The following is a 23,339-nucleotide window of genomic DNA, read 5'->3' as shown; positions in this document are numbered from 1 at the left end:
GGCGAGCGCCAGGCGGTGGGCGCCGGGTGGCGGTGAGCGCCGGGCGGTGTTGTGCGTCAGGCGGCGGTGAGCGTCAGGCGGCGGCGCGGGTCGGGGTGGCGTCCGCGGCCATGGCGGCCGGCACGGCGGCCACCGTCCGCACCCCGCCGGCACTGAGCCGGTACGACATTCCGACGACCGCGCACCGGCCCGCGTCGACCTCGGCGGCGAGCACGGTCGACCTGTCGAGCATCGCGTCGACCGTGCACGCGATGTGGATGTCGACGATCTCGTCGATGTCCTCGATGCCCCGCTCGGCGGCCCGGCGCAGGCTGGGCAGCACGGCGTCCACCACGGCCCGCAGGTTGCCGGCGGGCTGGCTGCCGGTGCCGGCCGCCGCCCGGGCCGCCTGCACCGCCCCGCAGGAGTCGTGGCCGAGCACCACCACCAGGGGGGTGCCCAGCACGGTCACGGCGTACTCCACGCTGCCCAGCACCTCCGGGCCGACGGTGTGCCCGGCGGTGCGGACCACGAAGAGGTCCCCCAGGCCACGGTCGAAGATGATCTCGGCGGCGAGGCGGGAGTCGGAGCAGCCGACGATCACCGCGAACGGGTGCTGGCCGTCGGCGACAGCCGCCCGGTGGTCGGCGTCCTGGTTGGGGTGGCGCGGCGTGCCGGTGACGAAGCGGTGGTTGCCGGCGTGCAGCTCGGCAAGGGCCCGGCCCGGGGTGCAGGGAGCGCCCGGCTCGCCCGGTCGCCCGATGGACGGGAGGGGGTCGAGCTGCCCGGAGCCCGACTGAGCCACCGACATGCTGGACTGCTCCATGCCCCACCACCTCGCCATTCACGCGCACGACCAGTTCCCCCACGGTCACACGCAGCGAAAGGCAGGTCAAGCGTTACGTGATACACATTTCCTGCGTTGGGAAGGGCTTGCGCGGGCCCGCGCTCCGGCCCGCGCCGGCCCAGGGGCGTGGGCGTCGTCGCCGAGCCCTAACATGTCCGACATGGCGACGACAGCAGGCAGGAACGGGAGCACCCGGAACTGGACGTTCCTCACCAACCACGGCCACGTCCTGCTCGCCATCGCCCGCAACCCGACCGCCCGGCTGCGCGACGTCGCGGACGAGGTGGGCGTCACCGAGCGGGCGGCCCAGGCGATCGTGGCCGACCTGGAGGCCGGCGGTTACCTGCGGCGGACCCGGGTGGGCCGGCGCAACGAATACACGGTCAACCCCAGCGGCCACTTCCGCCACCCCGCCGAGGCGGACCGCCAGGTCGGCGACCTCCTCGCCCTCTTCACCACCGACCAGCCCGAACGGCACAGCCCTGAACAGCCCGAACGGCACAGCCCCGAACAGGTCGAACGGCGCATCCCGGACCGGTCCGCCCCCGACCAGCCCGAACGGCGCGCCCCGGACCAGCCCGAGCGGGACGCCGGGTGACCGGGCGGGTCGGGCTGCGGCGGGCCGGGCTGCCCGCGCTGGCGGCGGCTCTGCTCGCCACCGGCGTCGTGCCGCCCGCACCGGCGTCGGCCGCCCCGAGCTGTGGGCCGGGCGGGAACCCCGCCCCCACCGAGGCGCCCTGGGCGCTGACCCGGCTCGACCCGGCCTCGGCCTGGCGGATCACCCGGGGCGAGGGCGTCACCGTGGCGGTCGTCGACTCAGGCGTGTCGGCTACGCACCCGCTGCTGCGGGGCCAGGTGCGCCCCGGCCGGGACTTCAACGCGTTGCCCCCCAACGAGGGTCAGTGCGACGCGGCCGGGCACGGCACGATCGTCGCCGGCATCATCGCCGGCCGGGAGGGCACCGGCTCGCCGTTCACCGGCATCGCGCCGGCCGCCCGGATCCTGCCCGTACGCGTGCTGCCGGACACCCGGCGCACCAACGACGAGGGCCTGCCGGCGCAGATCGGCCTGGCCATCCGCTGGGCCGTCGACCAGGGCGCCGACGTGATCAACCTGTCCCTGGTCACCCTGCCCCGCCCGGAGCTGGCCGCCGCCGTCGAGTACGCCCTCGGCAAGGGCGTCGTCGTGGTGGCCGCCGCCGGCAACCGGCAGGAGCAGCAGCGGGACCTGCCGGCTTACCCGGCGGCGTACCCCGGGGTCATCGCCGTAGCCGGCGTCGACGCGCAGGGCGGTCACGTCGGCAGCTCGGTCAGCGGCGACTACGTGGACATCGCCGCCCCGGGGCTGGACATCGTCGGTCCCGCGCCCCGGGGGCAGGGCTACCTCGCCGAGCCGCAGGGCGGCACGAGCTTCGCCGCCGCGTACGTCTCGGGGGTGGCCGCGCTGGTCCGCGCCGCGCATCCGGATCTCACTCCGGACGGGGTGGCCTACCGGCTCACCCGCACGGCGGACAGCCCTCCGGACGGGCACAACGCCGAGGTCGGGTACGGGGTGGTGAACCCGTACCGGGCGGTGACCAGCGTGCTCGGCACGCGCAGCGATCCGCCGCCCGGGGCGTTGGCCGCGCCCGTCCCGCCGCGGGACCCGCTGGGCTGGCAGCGGGCCGTGGCGGTCTGGGTGGCGGCGGTCGGCGCGGTCCTGGCCGGCGTGCTGCTGGCCGTCAGGCCGATCCTGGCCCGGGGACGGCGTCGGGGCTGGCGACCGGGCCGCCGCCCCACCCCCGCGCAGGGATGACCGCGGCCCGGCCGCTCCAGGGCCAGGTGACGACGGCCGGCCGGCCGCACCGTCAGCGCAGGATGCCGGGGGTGGCGTCGCCGCCCGCGCCCCAGACGTCCTCGTCCTCCTCCAACCAGGTGTTGCGCACCTGTTCCTCCTCGGCGTAGCCGGCCCCGCCCGTGCCGGCCAGGCCGCCCCGGCCCGCCGTCGCGCCGCCCGGCCGGCCGGCGCCCGCAGCAGCCCGGCCGCCCGCGCCCCGGGCACCGGCGGCACCGCCGCCGGGGGCCATCATGCCGCCCATGCCCGGCTTGCCCGCGCCGAGCCGACCGCCCGCGCCCCGGCCGGCAGCCCGGCCCGCCCCGGCCGCGCCGCCGCCGAGCATCGGCGGCAGCCCCGGGCTGACCGTCTTGCCGAGCGCGCCGCCGCCGGGGATGCCGCCGCCCGCGCCGCCGGCCGACAGGCCCGCGCCGCTGCCGCCGCCAAGACCGCCCCCGCCCGCGCCGAGGCCGGTGGTGGTCGGCGTGCCGGCGCCGGCCAGGCCGGTCCCGTAGCCGTCGTCCAGCCCGCCCGGGTCCACGGACCCGGTGTCGGGGAGGTCGGCGACCGGGGTGAGGTCCGGGTGGGTCGTCGACCCGAGGTCGGGCCTGCCGTCGCCGACCTCCGGCAGCTTGCCGATGCCGGCCGGGGACGCGCCGCCGACGCCGCCGGTGGACGGCATGCCACCCACCGACGGGACTCCACCGCCACCCCCGCCGCCCGGGCCGCCGCCGAGGTTCGGCACTTCCGTGGGGCCCGTCCCGAGGCTGCTGGGGGTCACCGAGCCCGGCGCCTCCATCGTGCGGTCCCTGAAGTTGCCGTTGACCTCGTCGTAGACCTTGCGGGCGTCGCCCTCCTGATCGGAGAACCAGCCCGTCACCCAGTCGCCCACCTTGCCGAGCTGCTCGACGGGCCAGCTGCCCATGACCTCTGCCGTGACCCGGGTCTCGAACAGCCCCACCCCGAGAGTGATCTCGCCGTTGCGGGCCGCCAGGACGTCACCGACGCAGGCCGCCGGGATGGGCATCTTGTTCTGGGCGTCCTCCAGCTGGCTGGCGGCCGTCTCCAGGGTGGTCACGATGCTGACCTTGCCCCGCCCCGGGTTGTCGATGTCGTCGACGATCGCCTTGGCGTTCTTGGCGAGCCCCTCGATGTGCGTCTTGAACGCCTCGTACGCCGGGCCCTTCCAGGCCGCGCCGAGGTCCTTGACGTTCTTCTCCAGGCTCTCCCGGACCTGATCGAGGTTCTTGATCAGCTCCTTCCAGCCCAGCGCGGCGCTCTGCACGTCGGCCGGGCGGCCGTCGACGAGCACCTCCCGGGCCATGTCCTCCCAGCTCTTGTCGCCCACGTTCCGCTCCCGTCGATCTAGCTGCCGCCGCGGGCGGCGTCGGTGAAGGCCTGCTGCATCTCCTGCGCGGTCATCTTGTTGGCCCCCTCGGCGGTCTCGTAGTTGCGCTTGACCGTGCGCAGCGCCTCGGCCGCCGAGTAGAGGTTCTCCGAGAGGGTGCGCAGCCCGCTCTCGGTGCCGCTGTAGACCTGCTGGTGCCGCTGGGCGAGTTGCAGGGCGTACGGGAAGCCACCGAGCGGCCCCTTGCCGGCGACGGCCTGGCCGCCGCCGAGCTTGTCCGAGATGTCGGCCATGTCGTACGAGAGGCGGTTGAGGTAGCTGGCGTGCGTCTCCAGCCAGGTGATGGCGGAGTCGAGGTTGCCGGCGTCCCACTCCGTCTCGACGCCCTTCTCACCCTTGCCCGCGACCAGCCCGCTCGGCGTCTCGGCCTGGTCCACGCCGGTGCGGTCGAAGCTGATCCCCCGGATGTCGACCATCCCCGGGTAGGCCGGGTTGACCGGCAGCGGCACGGGCAGGTCGATCTCCACCCGGTCCGGATCGTTTTGTTCGTCGCTCATGATGCCCTTCCCTGGCCCCGTTTCTCAGGTGTCGGTGTCAGCGCGGCTGCGGTCCCGGCGGGCCGGACGGCGGCGCGCCTGGTGGCGGCCCCGGCGGGTACGGGCCGGGCGGCCCCGGCGGGTAGGCGCCCGGCGGGTACGCCCCCGACGGGGCAGGCGGGTACGCCCCCGACGGGCCGGGCGGGTACGGGCCCGGCGGCCCCGGCGGGACGCGGCGGCGCGCCGCCCTGCGGTTGACCACGACCAGCGCCACGACCACCGCGCCGGCGAGGAGCACCGCGAGCAGGCACAGCGCGAGCCGGATCGGGGCGTTGTCGGCGAGGCCGACGGAGACCGCCGGCCGCCCGTCGCCGGAGTCGTCACCGCCGGAGTCCGCCGCAGGGCCGCCCGGCTCCGCGGACGCGCCGGCCAGCAGCGGGTTGCCGTCCACCTCGGGCACGGCGGCGGTCAGCGCGGCCAGCACGTCGACGCCGCCGAAGCCGTACTCCGGGTCGCGGCCCGGGGCGCCCCGGTCCCGCGCGGTGCGGATCAGCCGGTTGACCACGTTGGCGGCGTCGAGCCGTGGATAGCGGGACCGCACCAGCGCGGCGACCCCGGAGACGATCGCCGCCGCGTTGCTGGTGCCGTCGCCCACGCCGTAGCCGTTCGGCGACACCGGCGGCGGCACCGTGCTGATGATCCGTTCGCCGGGCGCGGCGAGCCCCACCTCCGGGCCGGTGACCGACCCGCTCCACCGCGAGCCGTTCTTCCCGGTGCTCCCGACCGCGAGCACGCCGGGGACGTTGGCCGGCGTCGGCACGCTCTGGCTGCTGGCGCGGTTGCCGGCGGCGGCCACCAGCACCGCGCCCTTGCCGAGCGCGTACTGGACGGCCTCGGTGACCTGCGGATCGTCGCCGGGGGTGCCGACGGACAGGTTGATCACGTCCGCTCCGGCGTCGGCCGCCCACCGGATGCCGCCCGCGATGTCCCACTCGCGCGGCTCGCCGAGCGCGACAGGCAGGATCTTCGCCTCCGGGGCGATGCCGAGCAGGCGCATGGAGCCGCCGCCGCGGCCGGCGATGATGCCGGCCATCGCGGTGCCGTGCCCCTTCTCGCGGTCCGGGTCGGCCTGGCCGTCGGCCCGCACCCCGCTGGACCGCGAGGTGCCCCTCAGGACCTGCCCGCGCAGGTCGGGGTGGGCGGCGTACACCCCGCCGTCGATCACCGCGACCGTGACGCCCGCGCCCCTGGTCAGCTTGTGCGCCTCGGGAATGCGCAGCGTGTCGAGGTGCCACTGGAGGCCGCGCACCGTGTCGGCGGCGCGCGCCGGGGCGGGCGCGGTCAGCAGGCCACCGGCGACCGTGGCCAGCGCCAGCATGGCGGCGGCGGACCGCCGCAGCGGTCGCCCGTGTCCCCCCGTGTGCATCGTTCCCCCCGGCCCTCGTCGACCCGTCACGCAGAACGGCTCCGGCCCGGTCGAGCCGGACCGGAGCCGCGTCGGCGTCAGCTCAGCTGTTCCACACCCGGGAGTTGCTCATCTCCGTGGTGACGTAGTTCTCGCGGGCGATGCCGACCGCGCCGCCGATGTCGTTCAGGATCTTGTTGATGTCCCGGACGGCGGCGTCCCACTGCGCCTGGTGCTGCTCGTAGGCGGTGCGGTCCTCGCCCTCCCAGTGCAGCTTGCTCAGCATGGAGCGCAGCGTGTCGAGCTTTTCGTCGATGGTCCGCGAGATCGCGGTCATCTGCTGGTGGCTGCTTTCGAGGACCGCGTAGTCAACCTTGATGCTCATGTTTTCCTCCCCTACGCCTGGCTGCCGGTCACGGGTTCAGCGCAGCGTGGAACTTGTCCAGCATCTGCTGCTGTTCCTCGTCGTTGACCTGGTGGGTCGTGCCGGACTTGTCGAGCAGGTCGGCGATGTTGTCCATCGCGGTCAGCAGCTTGGCGGTGTCCTCGTTCCAGCGCAGCATGAGCTGCTGGAAGCCCGAGGACGCCTGCCCCTTCCAGGCCATCGCCAGGTCGTCGACCACGTTCCACAGCTTCTTCAGCTCACCGTCGACATCGCCGCGCGTGGACCGCACGTCATTCGCCGCGGTATGCAGAGTCGATGCGTCGACCTCGAACGCCATGCTTCACACCCTTCCGTCATCGTTGTGGCGGCGGAAATCTGCCGCGCCCTCCCCCGTGGCAAGGCGACCAACCCCACCGACGGACATTCAGGATGCACCGTAACCGACCTCGTCCAACCCGCGCAGCCCTGCTGCGGCGTCACGGGCGCCCGGACGGGTCGCCCCGGCGTGGACCGTCCCTGTCGGACCGGGCCGTGACCTCGTTAGGAGGGCCGGCGGTAGGACCGCACGTGCAGCACCACGCCGAACACCAGCAGCGCGGCCAGCAGCACCACGGCCGCCCAGAGCACCGGCTTGTCGAAGGCCCGGTCCAGCACCACCGGCAACAGCGCGGCGATGCCGACGAGGACCGTCGCCTCGCTGGCCCGCTTGGCCCAGGCCGCCCGCGTGAGCTGTGCGACCAACCCCAGCACGAGGAAGACCGGGATGGTGACCAGGGCCAACACGAAGAGCTCCACCATGTCGCCCGCCTCTCACTGGTAGAACTTGGAATCCTTGACCCAGTCGATCTTGATGTCCTTGATGTCGGGGTCGGCGCCGGTGGCCGCCCAGCCCGGGCGGGAGTCCGACACGAACGCGAACCGGTTGTTGTGCTGGAACCCCGCCATCACGGTGGTGAACAGCGCGCTGATGTCGCCGAAGACCAGGGCGAGGATCGCCACGCTCACGGTAAGCCCGGCCACCCCGATGGCCTCGGCGATGGGGGCGGTCGGCGGGAACGCCTGGAGGGCGACCGACGCGATCACCGCGATCAGGATCGGGATGAGCGCCTCGACCAGCGCGTCGACGGCGTCGTTGAAGGCGTCCCGGGCGGCGGTCAGGCTCTCCTTGTTGGCGTTGAACGCCTCGGCCAGCGAGTTGATCTCCGCGCCCAGCTTGCGGAGGAACAGCTCGAACGCGTCCCGATCGTCGAAGTCCCACTCCTCCGCGGACGGCGGCACCTCGCCCAGGGCCGCGCCGAACTGGTCCGCGCCGAGCAGGCGGGCGGCGTCGCCCCACTCCTTGATGGACTTGTTGACCTCGTCGTTGTCGAACGTCTCCAGATAGGCGATCATCACACCCAGGAAGCCCGCCCCGACCAGCCACATCCAGTTGGCCCGCGCCGCCGGGAGCAGGCCCCGCACCGGTGCCGTCGTCGCGGCGACCGTGTGCGTGCCGGTCACCGCGCCGGACGCGTTGGCGATCAGGATCTCCGTCATCGGTGCTGCCCCCCGTCGTGTGCCCGGCCGGTCACTTGACCACCCAGGGCTGATCCGACTTCTCCCAGTTCTTGGCGGTCTGTTCGAGCTGCTGGGCCGCTCGGTGCAGGTGCTCGATGCCGGTCTTCACGTTGTCCAGGTGGCCGTCGACCGAGGCGTTGTGCGCCTCGACGGTCGCGCCACCGAAGAGGGTCAGCGACCCGGACGGCAGCTTCACGCTCTCCAGCAGCGACTGCACGTTGCGCAGGTATTGGATCGGGCCGTCCGGGGCGTCGAGCTTCTGGCTCGCCTTGCGGATCGCGTCGACGTCGACCTTGTTCGCCATCGTGTCTCCCTGCCGGGCTCAGCGGCGCAGGCCGCGGAACGGGTCGCCCAGGTCCACCCCGAACCGGCGGAACCAGTCCTCCGGGGTCAGGGTGCCGGCCTGGGCCTGCCGGACCAGCTCGGAGCCGCCGAGCATCTCGGTGAGCAGCTCCTGCTGGTGCTCGCCGAAGGCCGCGTACGCCGCGTCGATCGCGGCCTGGAGCGACTCCGCGAGGGAGAAGCTGTCCAGCCGCATCGCCCGGGCGTTGATCTCGATGTCGCCGACCTTCATCTCGCCGTCGACCGTGACCCGGACCAGGCCGTCCGGGCTCTCCCCCGTCACCCGCAGCTCGGCGCGCTGCCGCTGGAACTCGGCCAGCCGACGCTGCTGCTCCTGCGCCTGGCGCAGCATGCTCTCGACGGCGCCGCCGACGCCGCCGTATCCCCCCGAGGTGCTCACCACGGTCCTCTCTGCACAACCGACGATCGGCCCGACGCTACCCGACCGGGTCATCCGGCGTCCGTCCCCAGCCCTGACGGAACGCGGCCTAGGCCGGTTCGGACCAGGCCGTCTGGATGAGCTGCTGGCCGTCGCGCCGGCGCACCAGCGTGCCCCGGCCCGGCGGCTGCGGGCTCGGGCGCAGCGTGCCGAAGACCGGCCCCTCCTCCCGGGCGCCGGACATCAGCAGGCCGGGCGAGTCCAGCTCGCGCAGGCGTTGCAGCACCGGCTCGTACAGCGCCCGCGCCACGCCGCCGACGCGGCGGGTGACGATCAGGTGCAGGCCGATGTCGCGGGCCTGCGGCAGCAGCTCGTGCAGCGCGCTGAGCGGGTTGTTGCCGCCGGAGGCGACCAGGTCGTAGTCGTCCACCAGGATGTAGAGGTCCGGCCCCTTCCACCAGCTCCGGTCGCGAAGCTGGGCGGTGGTGACGTCCGGGCCGGGCAGCCGGTTGGACAGGGCGCTGCGGATCGACGCGAGGCCCTGGGCGAAGACCTGGTTGGACGGGGCGTAGTCGAGCAGGTGCTCGCCCTCGACCGCGCCGAGCAGGCCGCGCCGGTAGTCGGCGATGACCAGGCGCGCCTGCGCCGGGGTGTAGCGCTCGACGATCCCCTTCGCGATCACCCGTAGCAGGTTGGTCTTGCCGCACTCGGCGTCGCCGAACACCGTCAGGTGCGGCTCGCTGGCCAGGTCCAGGTAGACCGGGGCGAGCGCCGACTCGTTGACCCCGATCGGCAGGCCCGGCGCGGAACGGTCGGCCACCCGGGCCAGCTCGGCCAGCGGCAGCCGGCGCGGCAGCAGCCGTACCTTCGGGGCGGGCGCGCCCGGCCACGCCCGCGCCACGTGCCCGGCCAGGGCGACCGACGCCTCCGTCAGGTCGTCGACGTCGCGGCGGCCGTCGATCCGCGACACCGCCGCCAGGAAGTGCAGCTTGTCGCGGGTCAGGCCGCGCCCGGGGTTCTTCTCCGGCACGTTCTGCGCGGCCCGCCGGTCGATCTCCGACTCGGCGGCGTCGCCGAGCCGCAGCTCCAGCTTCGTGCCGAGCAGGTCGCGCAGGTTGATCCGGATCTCCGCCCAGCGCACCGCCGTGATCACCACGTGGATGCCGAAGCCCAGCCCCCGGTTGGCCAGGTTGGTGATGGTCTGCTCCAGCTCCTCGTACTCCTGGCGCAGCGTGTTCCAGCCGTCGACCACGAGGAACACGTCGCCGAACGGGTCGTCAGCGAACTCGCCGGCCGCCCGGCGACGCCGGTACGCGGCCACCGAGTCGATGCCGTGCTGGGCGAACCGCTGCTCCCGCTCGTCGATGATCCCGACCACCTCGGCGACCGTGCGGCGGACCGCCTCGGTGTCCCGCCGGCCGGCCACCCCCGCCGTGTGCGGCAGCCCCTCCAGGCTGCGCAGCGCCCCGCCGCCGAAGTCGAGGCAGAAGAACTGCGCCTCGCGCGGGGTGTGGGTGAGCGCCAGCGAGGCGAGCAGCGACCGCAGCAGGGTGCTCTTGCCGGACAGCGACGCGCCGACGATCACCACGTTGCCGCCCGCGCCGGCCAGCTCCACCATCATCGGGTCGCGCCGCTGCTCGTACGGGCGGTCGACCACGCCGACCGGCACGGTGAGCCGGCCCCGGCCCGCCCAGCCGGCGGTGGTCAGGCCGTACGTCGGGTCGACGGCGAGCTGGCCGAGCAGGTCCAGCATGCTCGGCGGCTCCGACAGCGGCGGCAGCCACACCTGGTGGGCGGGGCGGCCCTGGCCGGCGAGCCGCCCGATCAGCACGTCGAGCATCGCCACGGCCTTGCCCTCGGCCGGCTGCTCCGGCTCGGCCACCGGCTCCGCCGCCAGGTCCGGGGCGGGCGCCGGCACGAACTCCGTGCCGTACGGGACGATGCGGCGGCGCACCAGCGCCTGCGCCGAGCGCGCCTGCTCGCCCGGGGCCCGGTACGGGCCGGACACGTACGCGGCGCGGAACCGCAGCATGGTGGCGGTGTCGGTCTTGAGGTAGCCGTGGCCGGGGGCGCTGGGCAGCTCGTACGCGTCGGGCACGCCGAGCACGATGCGGCTTTCCACCGCCGAGAAGGTGCGCAGGCCGATCCGGTACGACAGGTGCGTGTCGAGGCCGCGCAGCTTCCCCTCCTCCAGCCGCTGGCTGGCCAGCAGCAGGTGCACGCCCAGCGACCGGCCCAGCCGGCCGATCATCACGAACAGGTCGATGAAGTCGGGCTTCGCGGCGAGCAGCTCGCTGAACTCGTCGCAGACGATGAGCAGGCTCGGCATCGGATCCAGCGGCTCGCCGGCGGCCCGCGCCTTCTCGTACTCGTAGCGGGAGACGTAGTTGCCGGCGGCCCGCAGCACCTCCTGGCGGCGGTTCATTTCGCCGGCCAGGGCGTCGCGCATCCGGTCGACCAGCGGCAGCTCGTCGGAGAGGTTGGTGATCACCGCGCTGGTGTGCGGCAGCGCGTCCAGGGAGGCGAACGTCGCGCCGCCCTTGAAGTCGACCAGGACGAAGTTCAGCTCCTCCGAGGAGTGGGTGACCGCGAGGGCGGCGACCACCGTACGCAGCAGCTCGCTCTTGCCGGAGCCGGTCGCGCCGATGACCAGGCCGTGCGGGCCCATGCCCTCGTGCGCGGACTCCTTGAAGTCCAGCTCGACGACGCTGCCGTCGGGGCCGACGCCGAGGGGGATGCGCAGCCGGTCGCGGTGGCTGCGCGGTCGCCACGTGTGCCGCACGTCGACGGTGGCGGCGTCGCCGACGCCGAGCAGGTCGGGCAGCTCGGTGCTGCGGGCCAGCGGCTCCTCCGCGCCGGCCTGCTGCTGGGAGAGCCGGTAGGGGGCGAGCTGCCGGGCCAGCCCCTCGGCCGCGGCGACGGTGAGCCGGTCGGGGCGGCCGAGCCGGGTGGTGGTCGCGCCCCGGACCAGGTCCACGGCGGTGCCGTCGCCGACGTCGAGGCAGAGCAGCCAGCGGCCGGCGTCGCGGGGGACGGCCCCGGAGAGGTCCACGACTGTGGTGCCGAGCAGGCTCGGCCCGGTGAGCTGGCAGGTGGCGGCGACCTCGCCGCCGTCGACGACCACGACCAGGTGCGGCGCGGTGGTCAGCGGCTTGGCGTCCGGGCTGAACCGGGCCCGACCGGCCAGCTCGTCGGCGAGGGACTCCTCGGCCTCGGCGAGGGTGGCGAAGACCAGGCGGCGGGCCCCCGCCGCGTCGGTGCGGCCGGGGTGCTGGGCGTGCGGCAGCCACTTCACCCAGTCCCACGCCGGCTGCCGGTCCTCGGCGGCGACCACGACGACGACCAGGTCGTCCGGGGCGTGGAAGGTGGCGAGCTGACCGATCGTCGCCCGGGCCAGGTCGAGCACCGGCTCCCGCTCGCCGCGCAGCACCACCCGGGAGAACGCCCGCACCGACAGCGCGGTGGGCAGGTCCGGCACCGTGGAGTGGGCGCGGACGAACCGGCGCAGCGCGATCGCGCTCATCGGCTCCAGGTCCTCCACCGGCTTCGTCTCCGGCGGCACGATCTCCACCGCCAGCCGCTGCGGGCCGATCGCGATCCGCGCCTCGCCGAAGTCGTCCTCGGTGACGCGGCGTTCCCACAGCCGGCGGGACGCGGCGATCGACCAGAGCGCGTCGGGCTCCGGGTGCCGCCAGGTCATGGCCGCCCGCTGCTGCTCGGCCGCGCGCCGGGTGCGCTTGCGCATCTGGGCCAGGTAGCGCATGTAGTCGCGGCGCTCGGCGTTCAGCTCGGCCTTGTCGTTGCCGCCGTTGCTCAGCGAGCCGATCGCCATGCCGAGCATGGAAACCCCGAAGAGCCCACCCGCGACGTACGTCATCATGCCGCCGCCCCGGCCGGCGTAGAGGAACGCCATCGCGCCGACGCCGCAGACCATCGGCAGGATCATCAGCAGCTGGCCCATGCCCCGGGGGGTCGGCTCCGGCAGCTCCGGCGGGGATTCGAGCAGCACCTCGCCGCGCGGCAGGGCGGGCCCCGGTTGACGCGGAAGCCGACGGAACACGACGGTGCTCACGGCGTTCTCCTCCCCCAGAAGCGGCCCGGACGCCGGCCGGCGCGGCGTGACGTGCGGCCGGGGCGGCGCGACGACCGGGCGCGGGCCGTCGGGTGGGCATCGTACGTGGGGGCCATCGTAGGTAATCTCCGGTGGGCGTCGAGGACCCGCTTCGGCGGCGGCCCGGGCGGGTGGAACGCAGGCGAACGCGAGGAGGCCACAGTGGCGACGAGGACGGCGGCCGGCGGCCTGAGCCGGGTCACCATCGTGGCGCCCCGGACCAGGATGGACCTCGCCCTCCCCGCCGACGTGCCGCTGGCGGACCTGCTGCCGACCCTGCTGCGGTACGCCGGTGAGGACCTCGCCGACGAGGGGGTGCGGCACGGCGGCTGGAGCCTGGCCCGGCTCGGCGGGCAGCCCCTCGACGGTGGCCGTACGGCCGCGCAGCTCGGCGTCCGCGACGGCGAGGTGCTCTACTTCAACCCCCGCGCGGCGGCGGCCCCGGAGATCGTCTTCGACGACGTGGTGGACGCGGTGGCGACCGCCACGAACCAGCGCCCCGGCAGCTGGCAGGTGAGCACGAGCCGGTCGTTCGCGGTGCTGTTCGCGGCGGCGGCGCTGTCGGCCGGCGCGCTGGCGGCGCTGTTCGCGGGACCGCCGCAGTTGCCCGGCGCGATCGCCGCCCTGCTGGTGGCGGTCGCCCTGCTGGTCGGCGCGGCCGTGCTGTCCCGGGCGGCCGGCGACAGCCACACCGGCGCGGTGCTGGCCCTGGTCGGCCTCGGGCACGCCGCTGTCGGCGGCCTGCTGGTGCTGGCCGGCGACCGGGGCCTGGGCGAGCTGTCCAGCCCGCACGTGCTGCTCGCCGCGACCGCCGTGGTGGTGTTCGGCGCGGTCGCCGCGCTGGCGGTCGGCGACCGCCTGCCGCTGTTCTTCGGCGCGGTCGCCGTCGGCGGCGCGGTGGGCCTCGGGGCGGTGGTGAGCCTGGTGTTCTCGGTGGGCGCGCCGGCCGCCGCCGCGGTGGTCGCGACGGTCGCGTTCGCCACCCTGCCGGCCCTGCCGATGGCGGCGTACCGGCTGGCCCGGCTGCCCGTGCCGTCCATCCCGACCGGCCCGGACGACCTGAAGACCGACACGGAGACCGTCGACGGCCGCAGCGTGCTGCGGCGCAGCGAGCGGGCCGACGAGTTCCTCACCGGCCTGCTGTGGACGGTCGCCCTGCTGGTGCTGGGCGGGGAGGTCGTGCTCGCCCTCGACGGCCGGCTGCCGGCGGTGCTGCTCGGCCTGGTGCTGGCCCTGCTGTCGCTGCTGCGCGCCCGGCCGTTCCTCGGTCGCGCCCAGCGCGTGCCGGTGCTGCTGGCCGGCGGCCTCGGGCTGGGCCTCACCGCGGCGGCCACCTTCGCCGCGGGCGGCGCGGCCGTCCGGCTCGGCGTGGTCCTCGGCGGGCTGGTGGCGACGGCCGTGGTCAGCCTGATCTACGGGCTGACCGTGGCGGGCAAACGCATCTCGCCGGTCTGGGGACGCCTGCTGGACATCGTCGAGGTCCTGCTGATCATCTCCCTGGTCCCCCTGGCGGTCTGGGTCTGCGGCCTCTACGGCTGGATAGTCAACCTCCGCCCCTGACCCACCCCTGCCCCCGCCTCCCCCCTCCGCCCTCCCCCTCCCCCTCCCCCTGCCGGAGTTGATCAAGAAGTTTGCGTCAGCGGCGGCGAGGAATCTGACGCAAACCTCTTGATCACCGGGTTGGGCGGGGGGTGGGCGGGTGGGTGGGGTCAGGTGGGGCGGTGGTCGATTACGCGGCGGGCCGTCGGGGCGGCGGCCCAGGCGGCGGGGCCGTGCTCGCCGTCCAGCGGCCGGGCCGGGGTGCCGGCGCGGCGTGCCACGTCCCGGACCACCGTGACCAGCGCCTCGACGTGGTCGGCCGGGGCGGCGACGCGCAGCAGTGGCGGGCCGGGCCGATCGCCGGGGCGGACCACCGCCGCGAACGTGTGCGACGGCGCGGCGGTGGCGGTGACGGCGTCCACCAGCGGCCCCCAGGTGGCACCGGCGCGGGCGCGCAGGGCCAGGCAGCGCTGGGTCCAGCCGCCGCCGCGCAGCCCGGTCCAGGTCTCGGCCTGCGGCTCGGGCGTCAGGTCCAGCCCGGCCCCGGAGACCAGCGCGGCGCGCAGCTCGTCCCGGCCCAGGACCCGGTGGCCCAGGCCGGCGGCGTGCAGCGCCTTGCCGAGCCGGCCGACCGCCGCGGCGACGGTGCGGTGCACGCCGAGCGTCCCGCCGCCCCGGGTCACCGCCTCGGCGCGGGCGTCGCGTACGGACAGCCGCACGGCGACCCAGACGGTGCGGTGGGCGGCCGGTGACGCGCCGGGCGTCGGATACCAGACGAGGGTGTGCGAGACGACCTGGGCCAGCGACACCGGCGCGGTGAATTCGGTGAGCACGGCCAGCGCCCGGTCCACCGCCGCCGCGTCGATCGAGCCGGCGGGCGCGCCGGGCGGCGGATCCAGCGCCACGGCGGCGAACCAGCCCCGGACGTCCTGGCCGACGCCGAGGCGGGTGCCGCGCTCGGTCAGCTCGATCATGGTCAGCTCGGGGGCGAGGACGGCCAACCGGGCCTCGCCCGTGCCGCCGCCCGCCGCCGCCCGGGCCTCCTCCCGGCGCAACCGCAGCCGGCGGCGCAGCAGCAGGTCCTCGTACCACCAACGGCCGCCCCGACGGGCGAAGGCGGCGGCGACGGCGGCCACCGCGACGACCCCGACGACGGCGGCCAGCCACGTGGGGCCGCCGAGCGCGGCGTAGCAGGCCAGCGCGGCCAGCTCCGCCACGACGAGCTGGCCGACGACGACCGGGCCGAGCCGGCCCCGGCTGCGCCGGTCGGCGGGGACCACCGCGCGGTCGGGCGGCGCGGGCCGGGCGGGCGGATCGGTCGGGCCGGCGGCCGTACGACCGGGTGGCGCGGCCGTACGACCGGGCGGCGCCTGGACCTGCGGCATCGGTGGCGTCCCTTCTCGACAGCGGCTCTCCTGGCAGCCGGTGCGGCCGGCTGCCCCCGTCCCGGCGGTCGCCCGTCCCCGGACAGGGGTCGCCCCCTCCCCGGACAGGGGTCACCCGTCCCGGGTAGGGGTCACCCCGTCCCGGGCGGTGGCCCCCGGTGACCGGCCGGCGGCCCCTTATCGTAGGGAAGCCCGTGGCGAAGCTCCGACCTGATCGCCACGGCCCCACCCGCCGTCGGAACCGGTCGTGGCGGCCCGAGCCGCCGTCGAACCCGACCGTCGCGGCCCGACCCCGCCGCCGGAGGTAGCCCATGCGGACCCGCCGCGACCAGGTGCAGGCGTACCGCTTCGTCACCCGCCGGATCGTCTCCGCGCTGCTCTCCGGCGACCCCGAGACGACGAACCTGCCGATGCGGCGGCTCGGGCTGGCGGTGGTCGGCAGCGTGGTGGCCGCGGCGGTGGTGCTCGGCGGCGTCGGCGCGTACGGCCAGCTCACCGGCAACGCCGCGCCGCTGGAGGCGAACACGCTGGTGATCGAGCGGGAGACCGGGGCGACGTACGTCTACGTGGACGGCCTGCTGCACCCGACCCTGAACTACGCCTCGGCCCGGCTCGTCCTCGACGAGGCGGACCCGACGGTGCGGACGATGTCGCGGGCGTCCATCGCGGACCGGCCGCGCGGGCGTACCGTCGGGATCGTCGGCGCGCCGGACGCGCTGCCCGACCGGAAGGCGCTGGTCGGGCTGCCCTGGTCGGTCTGCGACGTGCCGGACCCGGCCGCTCCCGGCCGGTCGACCACGCACGTGGTGATCGACCGGCCGCTCTCCGGCGGCACGCCGCTGGGCGACCGGGCGGTGCTGGCCACCGTGGACGACCGGCGTTACCTGCTCACCGGCGACGCCCGGCTGCGGATCGCCGGCGGGGACCCGGCGACCGCCGCGCTGCGGATGGCCGGGGCCACCACGCTCACGGTCGGCGAGCAACTGCTCAACGCCGTGCCGGCGGGGCCGGTGCTCCGCGAGCCGCAGCTGCCCGGCGACGGCGAGACCAGCCGGCAGACCGTGGGCGACGGGCCGGCCCGGGTCGGCGACGTGTTCCGGGCCGCCGGCCAGCACTACGTGCTGACCCGGGACGGGCTGGCGTCGATCGGCGAGGTCAGCGCCCTCCTGCTGCTGCGCGACGGCGGCCGGATCACCGACATCACCCCGGACCAGGCCGGCCGGCTGCTGACCCGGCAGCGGGTGGAGCCGGAGGGCACGCCGCGCGAGCTGCCGGCGCTGCACCCGGTGCAGGCCGGCCGGACGGTGCTCTGCGCCACCTACCGCAGGCCGACGGCCGACGCGCCGCCCACCACCACGCTGGAGGTCTTCGACCGGGTGCCGACCGAGCTGACCGGCCCGGCCGCGGCCCCGGTCCGGCAGGGGGCGCGCGACGCGGTCCGCACCGCCGAACAGGTGCTGCTGCCGGGCGGCAGGGGCGTGCTGGTCCAGGCCGCCCCGGGCTCCGGGGACAGCGGCGCGGGCGCGCCGGGCTCGACGGTCTACCTGGTCACCGCCCAGGGGGTACGCCACCCGCTGGGCACCCGGTCGGGCGACGCGCTGACCGCCCTCGGCTACGGCGGGGTGCAGCCGCTGGCGGTGCCCGCGTCGCTGCTGGCCCTGATCCCGACGGGCCCCGCCCTGGAGCGCGAGGACGCGCTCGCCTACTTCGCCCCGGGCACGTAGGCGCCGCCGCGGGCCGTCGTCACGGGTCGCCCCGTCTGGTCGCCGTCCACTAACCTGATCCTCGCCAACGGTTATCGACGACGTACGGGGAATGCCATGACCGGGCGCACGACAGTCGACGTACTGTCCCTGGAGGACTTCCAGCGACGGTTGGCCGCGCGGCTCAGCGAGGCCGAGGCCGTGCTCAGGAAGCTGACCACCGAGTTGCAGTGCCGGCCGCCGGATCTGGGCACGTTCGCCGACGCGACCAGCAACGCCCGCCGCTACTCGGCGCTCCAGACGAGCTACGCGCAGCGGGTCGAGCGGCTTCGCGACGCGGTGAAGGCGGCGCAGAGCGCGACCGGCACGATCCTGACCAACTACCGGACCACGGAGGCGCGCAACGCGGCCAACGCCGCCGACATCGCCGCCGCGCTCACCGGGGTCGACGACGCGCTGAACGGGAGGGACGACCCTCGTGTCTGAGTACACCGCGCGCTACGAGAACGTCAGCCACCAGCGGCTGTACGACGCCGTGCGGGCCGGCGACCCCGAGCAGATCGACGGCCTCGCCACCAGCTGGAGCTCCATGAAGGGCACCCTCGACGACCTCGCCCGCGACCTGCGCGCCGACCTGGAGAAGCTGGCCAACGGCTGGACGGGCGACGCCGGCCGGGAGTTCCAGCGGCGGGTGTCGTTGATCGTCGACTACTCCACGACCCTCTCCGAGGGGATGGCCGACGTGCGCCAGGGGCTGACGCTGATGGCCACCGACCTGCGCGCCGCGCAGAAGCAGGCGGAGAGCCCGGCCGAGACCGACGACCACGACAAGACGGTCTCCGGGGCGATCACGGGCGGCCTCACCGGGGGCCTGCCGGGCGCGATCGTCGGCGGCTTCCTCGGGCACAAGCAGGACAAGGCCGAGCAGGAGAAGGCGCACCGGCGGATGGTCCAGGTGGTCGCCGAGCTGGCCGCCGGCTACGACCTGTCGGCGTACGGCCGGCTGGTCGACCCGCCGCCGCCGGACGGCGACCTGCCGGACGACCCGAGCACCAGGACGTCGACGCCGTCGGCCGGTCCCGGGGCCCACGCGCCGAGGAGCGCGCCGCGCGGCGGCTTCGGCACCCCGACCACGGGTCACGCGACGGTGGACGCCCCGGGTGGCCTGTCGGACGGGCCGGACACGCAGCCGGCGGGCGGGGGCCACGACGGCTCGGCGTCGCCGGGCGGCACGGACGGGGCCGGCGGCACGGGCCTCGACACGGGCACGTCCCTTGCCGGCGCTGCGGCGCCCGGCGGCGGCGTGCCGGCGGGCTCGGTGGGCACGGTGGGCACGGCGGGTGGCGTGACGGCCGCCGCGTCGGCCGGCGCCGGGGCGGGGCTGCTCTTCGGCGCGCCCGCCGGGGCGCCGGTCGGCGTGCTCGGCGGCGGCACCGGCTCGCTGGCCGGGTCGGCCCGCACCGGCGCGACGGTGGCGGCCCGGCCGGCGGGTGGCCTGGCGGGGGCCGAGCACCGGGCCGCCACGGGCGTGGGCCGGGTGGGCGCCAACGGCACGGGCGGGGGCCGGGCGGGCGTGCTCGGCGGGCGCGGGCGGGCCGACGACGACGAGTCCGACGAGCGGCTGACCTGGCTGACGGAGGACGACATGGTCTGGCGGGACGGCGACCCGGGCGCGCCGCCGGTGCTCGACGCCGGCTGACGCTTCCACCGCGCAGGCTGCGGGGCCCTCCCCATCGGGGAGGGCCCCTTTTCCGACCTGCCTATCCACCATGTGTATACGCGGTGTGTATAGTCGCGGCCATGTCGATCGGTCAGACCTTCCTAGGGCTCCTGGAGTCCACCCCCCGCCACGGCTACGACCTGAAACGCGCCTACGACGAGCGCTTCGGGCAGGCCCGCCCGCTGCACTTCGGCCAGGTCTACGCCACCCTGTCCCGGCTGCTGCGCAACGGCCTCGTCGAGGTGGACTCGGTCGAGGCCGGCGAGGGCCCCGACCGCAAGCGGTACGCGATCACCGAGGCCGGGGTGACCGACGTGCGGCGCTGGCTGTCCCAGCCGGAGAAGCCCGAGCCGTACCTGCAGAGCGTCCTCTACACCAAGGTGGTGCTGGCGCTGCTCACCGGCCGCTCCGCCGCCGACCTGCTCGACACGCAGCGCGCCGAGCACCTGCGGCTGATGCGCGAGCTGACCCGGCGTCGCGACTCCGGCGACCTGGCCGAGCGGCTCATCTGCGACCACGCCCTGTTCCACCTGGAGGCCGACCTGCGCTGGCTGGAGCTGACGGCGGCCCGGCTGGACGAGCTGGCCGAGGCGGTGCGGCGATGACGGGCGCTTACGCCGACAACGGTGCGGCGATGACGGGCCCGCGCGTCGACGGCGGAACGACGGCGGACGGCCACGACCGGCGGACCCCGGCGGAGAACCTGCTCGTCGCCGAGGAGCTGCACCGGGCCTTCGGCCCCACCCCGGCGCTCGCCGGGGCGTCGCTGACCGTCCGGGCCGGCGAGGTGCTGGCGGTGCTGGGCCCCTCCGGCTCCGGCAAGTCGACCCTGCTGCACTGCCTCGCCGGCATCGTCCGCCCCGACTCGGGGCGGGTGACCTACCGGGGCGCGGACCTGACCGCCATGTCCGACCGGGAGCGCAGCGCCCTGCGCCGGGGGCAGTTCGGCTTCGTGTTCCAGTTCGGGCAGCTCGTGCCCGAGCTGACCTGCCTGGAGAACGTGGCCCTGCCGCTGCGGCTGGAGCGGGTCGGCCGGCGGGAGGCGGAGCGGCGCGCCGCCGAGTGGCTCGGCCGGCTGGAGGTCGCCGACGTGGCCGGCAAGCGCCCCGGCGAGGTCTCCGGCGGGCAGGGCCAGCGGGTCGCCGTGGCCCGGGCGCTGGTCAGCGGCCCCCGGGTCGTCTTCGCCGACGAGCCGACCGGCGCGCTGGACTCGCTGCACGGCGAGCGGGTGATGCGGCTGCTGACCGGGGCGGCCCGGGACACCGGCGCCGCCGTGGTGCTGGTGACCCACGAGGCGCGGGTGGCCGCGTACTCGGATCGGGAGGTCGTGGTGCGCGACGGCCGCACCCGCAGCCTGGAGCCGGCCGCGTGACCGGGCCGCGTAAGCCGGGCCGGCGCGGCCGGGTGCTGGCCGACCTGTGGCTGGGCGCGCGGATGGCCGTCACCGGCGGCCGGGACGGGTGGACGCGGGCCGCGCTGACCGCGCTCGGCGTCGGCATCGGGGTGGCCATGCTGCTGCTGGCCGCCGCCGTGCCGGGCGCGCTCGACGCCCGGGCGGCCCGCAACGAGGCCCGCAACGACACCGGGTCGCGACCCGAGCAGGTCGCCGCGGCCGACACCCTGCTCGTCGCCCCCGCCTACACCGACTTCCGGGACCGCCCGGTGCGCGGCCGGATCGTGCGCGCCGAGGGGCCGGCCGCGCCGGTGCCGCCGGGGCTGACCCGGCTGCCCGGGGCCGGCGAGGTGGTCGTCTCCCCGGCGCTGCGGGACCTGCTCGACTCGCCCGACGGCCCGCTGTTCGCGCCCCGGCTCGGCGGCGCGCGGATCGCCGGCACGATCGGCGCGCAGGGCCTCGCCGGCCCCGGTGAGCTGGCCTTCTATCTCGGCAGCGCGGACCTGACCGACCAGCGGGCCGCACGGATCGACCACTTCGGCGGCGGGGAGCCCGGCGAGGAGTTCTCGCCCGTGCTGATGGTCCTCGTCGTGGTCGTCGTCGTGGTGCTGCTGCTGCCGATCGTCGTCTTCGTCGGCGCGGCGGTCCGCTTCGGCGGGGACCGCCGGGACCGCCGGCTCGCCGCCCTGCGCCTGCTCGGCGCGGACACGGCGATGGTCCGTCGGATCGCCGCGGGCGAGGCGGCGGCCGGCGCGGTGTTCGGCCTCGCCGTCGGCGGCGTCCTCTTCGCCGCCGGCCGCCAGCTCGCACCGCTGGTCACCCTCCGCAACATCAGCGTGTACGCGGCGGACCTGCGCCCCACCCCGACCCTGGTGGCGGCGGTCGCGGTCGCGGTGCCGGTGCTCGCCGTGCTGGTGGCGCTCGTCGCGCTGCGCCGGGTCGTCGTCGAGCCCCTCGGGGTGAGCCGCCAGGGCCCGGCCGTGCGTCGCCGCCTGTGGTGGCGGCTGCTGCTGCCGGCCGCCGGGCTGGCCCTGCTCTACCCGCTGACCGGCGTCGGCGAGGACCGCGCCGACGCCGCCGACTACCAGGTGGCGGCCGGGGCGGTGCTGCTGCTGGTCGGCACGGTCACCCTGCTGCCCTGGCTGGTCGACCTCGCCGTACGCCGGCTGCGCGGCGGCCCGGTCCCCTGGCAGCTCGCGGTGCGCCGGTTGCAACTGGACAGCGCCACCTCCGCGCGTCTGGTCAGCGGCGTGGCGGTGGCGGTGGCGGGCAGCATCGGCCTGCAGATGCTCGTCGCCGGGGTGGAGGCGCGATTCACCACCCCCACCGGCCAGGACACCACCCGGGCCCAGGCGATCGTCACCTTCGACGAGTTGCCCGACCCCGGCGCGGCGCTGGCCCGGCTGGCCGCCGCCCCCGGCGTGGTCCGCAGCGCGGGCACGTCGACCACCTTCGCGCTCGGCAGGAGCGTGTCCGACACCACCGACGTCCGCATCGGCGACTGCGCCGCGCTGGCTGAGTACGCCCGGCTCGGCCCCTGCGCCGACGGGGACGTCTTTCTCGCCCAACCGCCGGCCGGCGAGCGGCAGCTCACCGGCTTCGGCCCCGGCGACCGGGTGACCGTGAGCCCGAACGAGACGGCCTGGACCCTGCCGCGGCGGCTGCGCACCGTGCCGGCGACACCGGACCCCGCCGGCTGGATCGGCGCGGGCCTGCTGGTCACCCCCGGCGCGGCCGACGCCGCCTGGACGGGACTGCGAGCGCAGGCGCTGCTCAGCCTCGACCCGGCCGACCCCGACGCGCTGGAACGGGTCCGCAACGCCGCCGCCGAGGTGGACCTGCGCGCCCAGGTCACCACGCTGGAGGAGGAACGCCAGGCCACGCAGTTCGTCAACGTCAAGCGGGGCCTCGTCGTCGGCGTCGCGGTGACCCTGCTGCTGCTCGGCGCGAGCATGCTCGTCGGCGTGCTCGAACAGTTGCGGGAGCGCCGCCGCCTGCTGGCCATGCTCGCCGCCGTCGGCACCCCGCGCCGCACGCTGGGGCTGTCGGTGCTGTGGCAGGCGGCCGTGCCGGTGCTCGTCGGGCTCGGCCTCGCCGTCGCCTTCGGCCTTGGCCTCGGGGCGGTGCTGCTGCGCATGGTCGGCGCGCCGGTCTCGGTGAGCTGGCCGGTGGTGGGCCTCGGTGCCGCCCTGGGCGGCGGCGTGGTGCTGCTGGTCACCGGCGCGAGCCTGCCCGCCCTGTGGCGGCTGACCCGGCCGGAGGGCCTGCGGGCCGAGTGACACCGGGCCGGGCGGTGGGGGCGCGGCCGTCGTATCCCGGCGGGGGCTCCTCTGTCCACAGCGACGGGTCGTGGCCCGGGTCACCAGTCGGGCCGCCCGCCGAGGCTGCGGACGGCCCGCATCGGCGATAGGTTGGTGTCGTGCAGTCCGCAGCGTTCGCCCGGCCGTCCCTGCCGGCGACGCTGCGCGGGTCCCGCCTCTCGTGGCGGTCGACGCTGCGCGGGTCCCGTCTTTCGTGGCGGTCGACGCTGCGCCGCATCGGGGAGTTGGGTCGCCTCGCGCTGACCGCCCTGGTCCTCGCCGTCGGCCTCGGCGGGGTCGCCGCCCTGCCGGCCGGCGCCCCCGCCGTGGCGTCCGCGGCCACCGGCCCGGCCCACCCCGTCGTGGTGGCCAGTCGGGTCGACTCGCTGGGCCCCGGCGCGACGGCCGAGCCGCGCACCGATTCGCCCGCCCCGCAGTCCCGCCCGGTCGTCGGCGACGCGCGGCGGCCGGTCCCCGCCCCGGTGGGCGGGCCCGTGGCGGCCGTCCCGGCCGACCGGCCCGCAGTCGACCCGGCCGCCGGCGCCGTCGTCCGGCGCGGGCCGCCCCGGCACTGAACCGGGCCGCCGCCGGCCGCCGA

At 76.0% G+C, this 23,339-nt stretch carries 21 protein-coding genes and 1 pseudogene; 10 read left to right on the top strand and 12 right to left on the bottom strand.

All coding sequences use genetic code 11. The annotated features are described in order from the left end of the window. Window positions 1-73 precede the first annotated feature (73 nt). On the bottom strand, window positions 74-805 hold the full coding sequence (locus ACFYWL_RS11980) for a carbonic anhydrase (RefSeq protein ID WP_386970895.1): 732 nt from the start codon (window positions 803-805) through the stop codon (window positions 74-76). Window positions 806-977: 172 nt separating this feature from the next. On the opposite strand from ACFYWL_RS11980, the pseudogene ACFYWL_RS11975 reads away from it, so the two are divergent. Together ACFYWL_RS11975 and mycP are read left to right on the top strand one after the other, a co-directional pair. Further along, window positions 978-1,286, top strand: a pseudogene (locus ACFYWL_RS11975) (helix-turn-helix transcriptional regulator); the annotation flags it as partial. 134 nt (window positions 1,287-1,420) lie between these two features. Further along, complete coding sequence (mycP, locus tag ACFYWL_RS11970) at window positions 1,421-2,620, top strand: type VII secretion-associated serine protease mycosin (RefSeq protein WP_386970893.1); 1,200 nt, start codon at window positions 1,421-1,423, stop codon at window positions 2,618-2,620. A gap of 52 nt (window positions 2,621-2,672) precedes the next feature. Here the strand turns inward: mycP and ACFYWL_RS11965 are convergent, their stop codons facing one another. From ACFYWL_RS11965 to eccCa, 10 genes are all read right to left on the bottom strand, one after another. Continuing rightward, window positions 2,673-3,986 carry a WXG100 family type VII secretion target gene (locus ACFYWL_RS11965; protein WP_386970889.1) on the bottom strand — a complete coding sequence of 438 codons (1,314 nt, stop codon included), beginning with the start codon at window positions 3,984-3,986 and terminating at the stop codon, window positions 2,673-2,675. 17 nt (window positions 3,987-4,003) lie between these two features. Beyond that, window positions 4,004-4,543 (bottom strand): hypothetical protein, encoded by a 540-nt coding sequence (locus tag ACFYWL_RS11960; protein WP_386970886.1) that lies wholly within the window; start codon window positions 4,541-4,543, stop codon window positions 4,004-4,006. Window positions 4,544-4,580: 37 nt separating this feature from the next. Beyond that, complete coding sequence (locus ACFYWL_RS11955) at window positions 4,581-5,948, bottom strand: S8 family serine peptidase (protein WP_386970883.1); 1,368 nt, start codon at window positions 5,946-5,948, stop codon at window positions 4,581-4,583. Between the two features lie 82 nt (window positions 5,949-6,030). Beyond that, the gene (locus tag ACFYWL_RS11950; protein ID WP_074475200.1) at window positions 6,031-6,312 is read right to left on the bottom strand and encodes a WXG100 family type VII secretion target; all 282 of its coding nucleotides are present in this window, start codon (window positions 6,310-6,312) and stop codon (window positions 6,031-6,033) included. Between the two features lie 28 nt (window positions 6,313-6,340). Beyond that, window positions 6,341-6,649, bottom strand: a complete 309-nt coding sequence (locus ACFYWL_RS11945; protein WP_043961610.1) for a WXG100 family type VII secretion target — start codon at window positions 6,647-6,649, stop codon at window positions 6,341-6,343. Window positions 6,650-6,852: 203 nt separating this feature from the next. Then, window positions 6,853-7,110, bottom strand: coding sequence for a hypothetical protein (locus ACFYWL_RS11940; RefSeq protein WP_386970879.1), 258 nt, complete (start codon window positions 7,108-7,110; stop codon window positions 6,853-6,855). A gap of 12 nt (window positions 7,111-7,122) precedes the next feature. Next, window positions 7,123-7,848, bottom strand: coding sequence for a hypothetical protein (locus tag ACFYWL_RS11935; RefSeq protein WP_386970877.1), 726 nt, complete (start codon window positions 7,846-7,848; stop codon window positions 7,123-7,125). A 31-nt stretch (window positions 7,849-7,879) separates the two neighbouring features. After that, window positions 7,880-8,173, bottom strand: coding sequence for a hypothetical protein (locus ACFYWL_RS11930; RefSeq protein ID WP_386970875.1), 294 nt, complete (start codon window positions 8,171-8,173; stop codon window positions 7,880-7,882). A gap of 18 nt (window positions 8,174-8,191) precedes the next feature. Next, window positions 8,192-8,611 carry a YbaB/EbfC family nucleoid-associated protein gene (locus ACFYWL_RS11925; RefSeq protein ID WP_386970873.1) on the bottom strand — a complete coding sequence of 140 codons (420 nt, stop codon included), beginning with the start codon at window positions 8,609-8,611 and terminating at the stop codon, window positions 8,192-8,194. Window positions 8,612-8,699: 88 nt separating this feature from the next. Further along, window positions 8,700-12,662 (bottom strand): type VII secretion protein EccCa, encoded by a 3,963-nt coding sequence (eccCa, locus tag ACFYWL_RS11920; RefSeq protein ID WP_386970871.1) that lies wholly within the window; start codon window positions 12,660-12,662, stop codon window positions 8,700-8,702. Between the two features lie 201 nt (window positions 12,663-12,863). On the opposite strand from eccCa, the gene eccD reads away from it, so the two are divergent. Continuing rightward, window positions 12,864-14,261 (top strand): type VII secretion integral membrane protein EccD, encoded by a 1,398-nt coding sequence (gene eccD / locus ACFYWL_RS11915; RefSeq protein WP_386970869.1) that lies wholly within the window; start codon window positions 12,864-12,866, stop codon window positions 14,259-14,261. 149 nt (window positions 14,262-14,410) lie between these two features. Here eccD and ACFYWL_RS11910 read toward each other — a convergent pair whose 3' ends face one another. Then, window positions 14,411-15,625, bottom strand: coding sequence for a type VII secretion protein EccE (locus ACFYWL_RS11910; protein WP_386970866.1), 1,215 nt, complete (start codon window positions 15,623-15,625; stop codon window positions 14,411-14,413). 311 nt (window positions 15,626-15,936) lie between these two features. On the opposite strand from ACFYWL_RS11910, the gene eccB reads away from it, so the two are divergent. The 7 genes from eccB to ACFYWL_RS11875 all read left to right on the top strand — a co-directional run bounded on the left by eccB (window position 15,937) and on the right by ACFYWL_RS11875 (window position 23,316). Continuing rightward, the gene (eccB, locus tag ACFYWL_RS11905; protein ID WP_386970864.1) at window positions 15,937-17,349 is read left to right on the top strand and encodes a type VII secretion protein EccB; all 1,413 of its coding nucleotides are present in this window, start codon (window positions 15,937-15,939) and stop codon (window positions 17,347-17,349) included. Between the two features lie 96 nt (window positions 17,350-17,445). Then, window positions 17,446-17,814 (top strand): hypothetical protein, encoded by a 369-nt coding sequence (locus ACFYWL_RS11900; protein WP_178063090.1) that lies wholly within the window; start codon window positions 17,446-17,448, stop codon window positions 17,812-17,814. Further along, the gene (locus ACFYWL_RS11895; RefSeq protein WP_386970861.1) at window positions 17,807-19,027 is read left to right on the top strand and encodes a WXG100 family type VII secretion target; all 1,221 of its coding nucleotides are present in this window, start codon (window positions 17,807-17,809) and stop codon (window positions 19,025-19,027) included. The genes ACFYWL_RS11900 and ACFYWL_RS11895 overlap by 8 nt, the downstream gene beginning before the upstream one ends. Window positions 19,028-19,128: 101 nt before the next feature. Beyond that, on the top strand, window positions 19,129-19,653 hold the full coding sequence (locus tag ACFYWL_RS11890; protein ID WP_386970858.1) for a PadR family transcriptional regulator: 525 nt from the start codon (window positions 19,129-19,131) through the stop codon (window positions 19,651-19,653). 29 nt (window positions 19,654-19,682) lie between these two features. Next, window positions 19,683-20,420, top strand: coding sequence for an ABC transporter ATP-binding protein (locus ACFYWL_RS11885; RefSeq protein ID WP_386970856.1), 738 nt, complete (start codon window positions 19,683-19,685; stop codon window positions 20,418-20,420). Further along, a complete protein-coding gene (locus ACFYWL_RS11880; RefSeq protein WP_386970853.1) occupies window positions 20,417-22,720 on the top strand; it encodes an FtsX-like permease family protein in 2,304 nt (767 codons plus the stop codon). Before ACFYWL_RS11885 ends, ACFYWL_RS11880 begins: the two co-directional genes overlap by 4 nt. Before the next feature lie 140 nt (window positions 22,721-22,860). Then, window positions 22,861-23,316 (top strand): hypothetical protein, encoded by a 456-nt coding sequence (locus ACFYWL_RS11875; protein ID WP_386970851.1) that lies wholly within the window; start codon window positions 22,861-22,863, stop codon window positions 23,314-23,316. Window positions 23,317-23,339 lie beyond the last annotated feature (23 nt).

The sequence above is a fragment of the Micromonospora sp. NPDC002575 genome (assembly GCF_042889525.1).
Taxonomy (GTDB): domain Bacteria; phylum Actinomycetota; class Actinomycetes; order Mycobacteriales; family Micromonosporaceae; genus Micromonospora; species Micromonospora carbonacea.
This window is presented reverse-complemented; position numbering and strand designations above follow the sequence as displayed.

Excerpts from the sequence above, each read along its gene's own strand:
- ACFYWL_RS11980 (WP_386970895.1), bottom strand. The coding sequence starts at position 805 with ATGGAGCAGTCCAGCATGTCGGTGGCTCAGTCGGGCTCCGGGCAGCTC.
- ACFYWL_RS11960 (WP_386970886.1), bottom strand. The coding sequence starts at position 4,543 with ATGAGCGACGAACAAAACGATCCGGACCGGGTGGAGATCGACCTGCCC.
- ACFYWL_RS11955 (WP_386970883.1), bottom strand. The coding sequence starts at position 5,948 with ATGCACACGGGGGGACACGGGCGACCGCTGCGGCGGTCCGCCGCCGCC.
- ACFYWL_RS11950 (WP_074475200.1), bottom strand. The coding sequence starts at position 6,312 with ATGAGCATCAAGGTTGACTACGCGGTCCTCGAAAGCAGCCACCAGCAG.
- ACFYWL_RS11945 (WP_043961610.1), bottom strand. The coding sequence starts at position 6,649 with ATGGCGTTCGAGGTCGACGCATCGACTCTGCATACCGCGGCGAATGAC.
- ACFYWL_RS11940 (WP_386970879.1), bottom strand. The coding sequence starts at position 7,110 with ATGGTGGAGCTCTTCGTGTTGGCCCTGGTCACCATCCCGGTCTTCCTC.
- ACFYWL_RS11935 (WP_386970877.1), bottom strand. The coding sequence starts at position 7,848 with ATGACGGAGATCCTGATCGCCAACGCGTCCGGCGCGGTGACCGGCACG.
- ACFYWL_RS11930 (WP_386970875.1), bottom strand. The coding sequence starts at position 8,173 with ATGGCGAACAAGGTCGACGTCGACGCGATCCGCAAGGCGAGCCAGAAG.
- ACFYWL_RS11910 (WP_386970866.1), bottom strand. The coding sequence starts at position 15,625 with ATGCCGCAGGTCCAGGCGCCGCCCGGTCGTACGGCCGCGCCACCCGGT.
- eccB (WP_386970864.1), top strand. The coding sequence starts at position 15,937 with ATGCGGACCCGCCGCGACCAGGTGCAGGCGTACCGCTTCGTCACCCGC.
- ACFYWL_RS11900 (WP_178063090.1), top strand. The coding sequence starts at position 17,446 with ATGACCGGGCGCACGACAGTCGACGTACTGTCCCTGGAGGACTTCCAG.
- ACFYWL_RS11890 (WP_386970858.1), top strand. The coding sequence starts at position 19,129 with ATGTCGATCGGTCAGACCTTCCTAGGGCTCCTGGAGTCCACCCCCCGC.
- ACFYWL_RS11885 (WP_386970856.1), top strand. The coding sequence starts at position 19,683 with ATGACGGGCCCGCGCGTCGACGGCGGAACGACGGCGGACGGCCACGAC.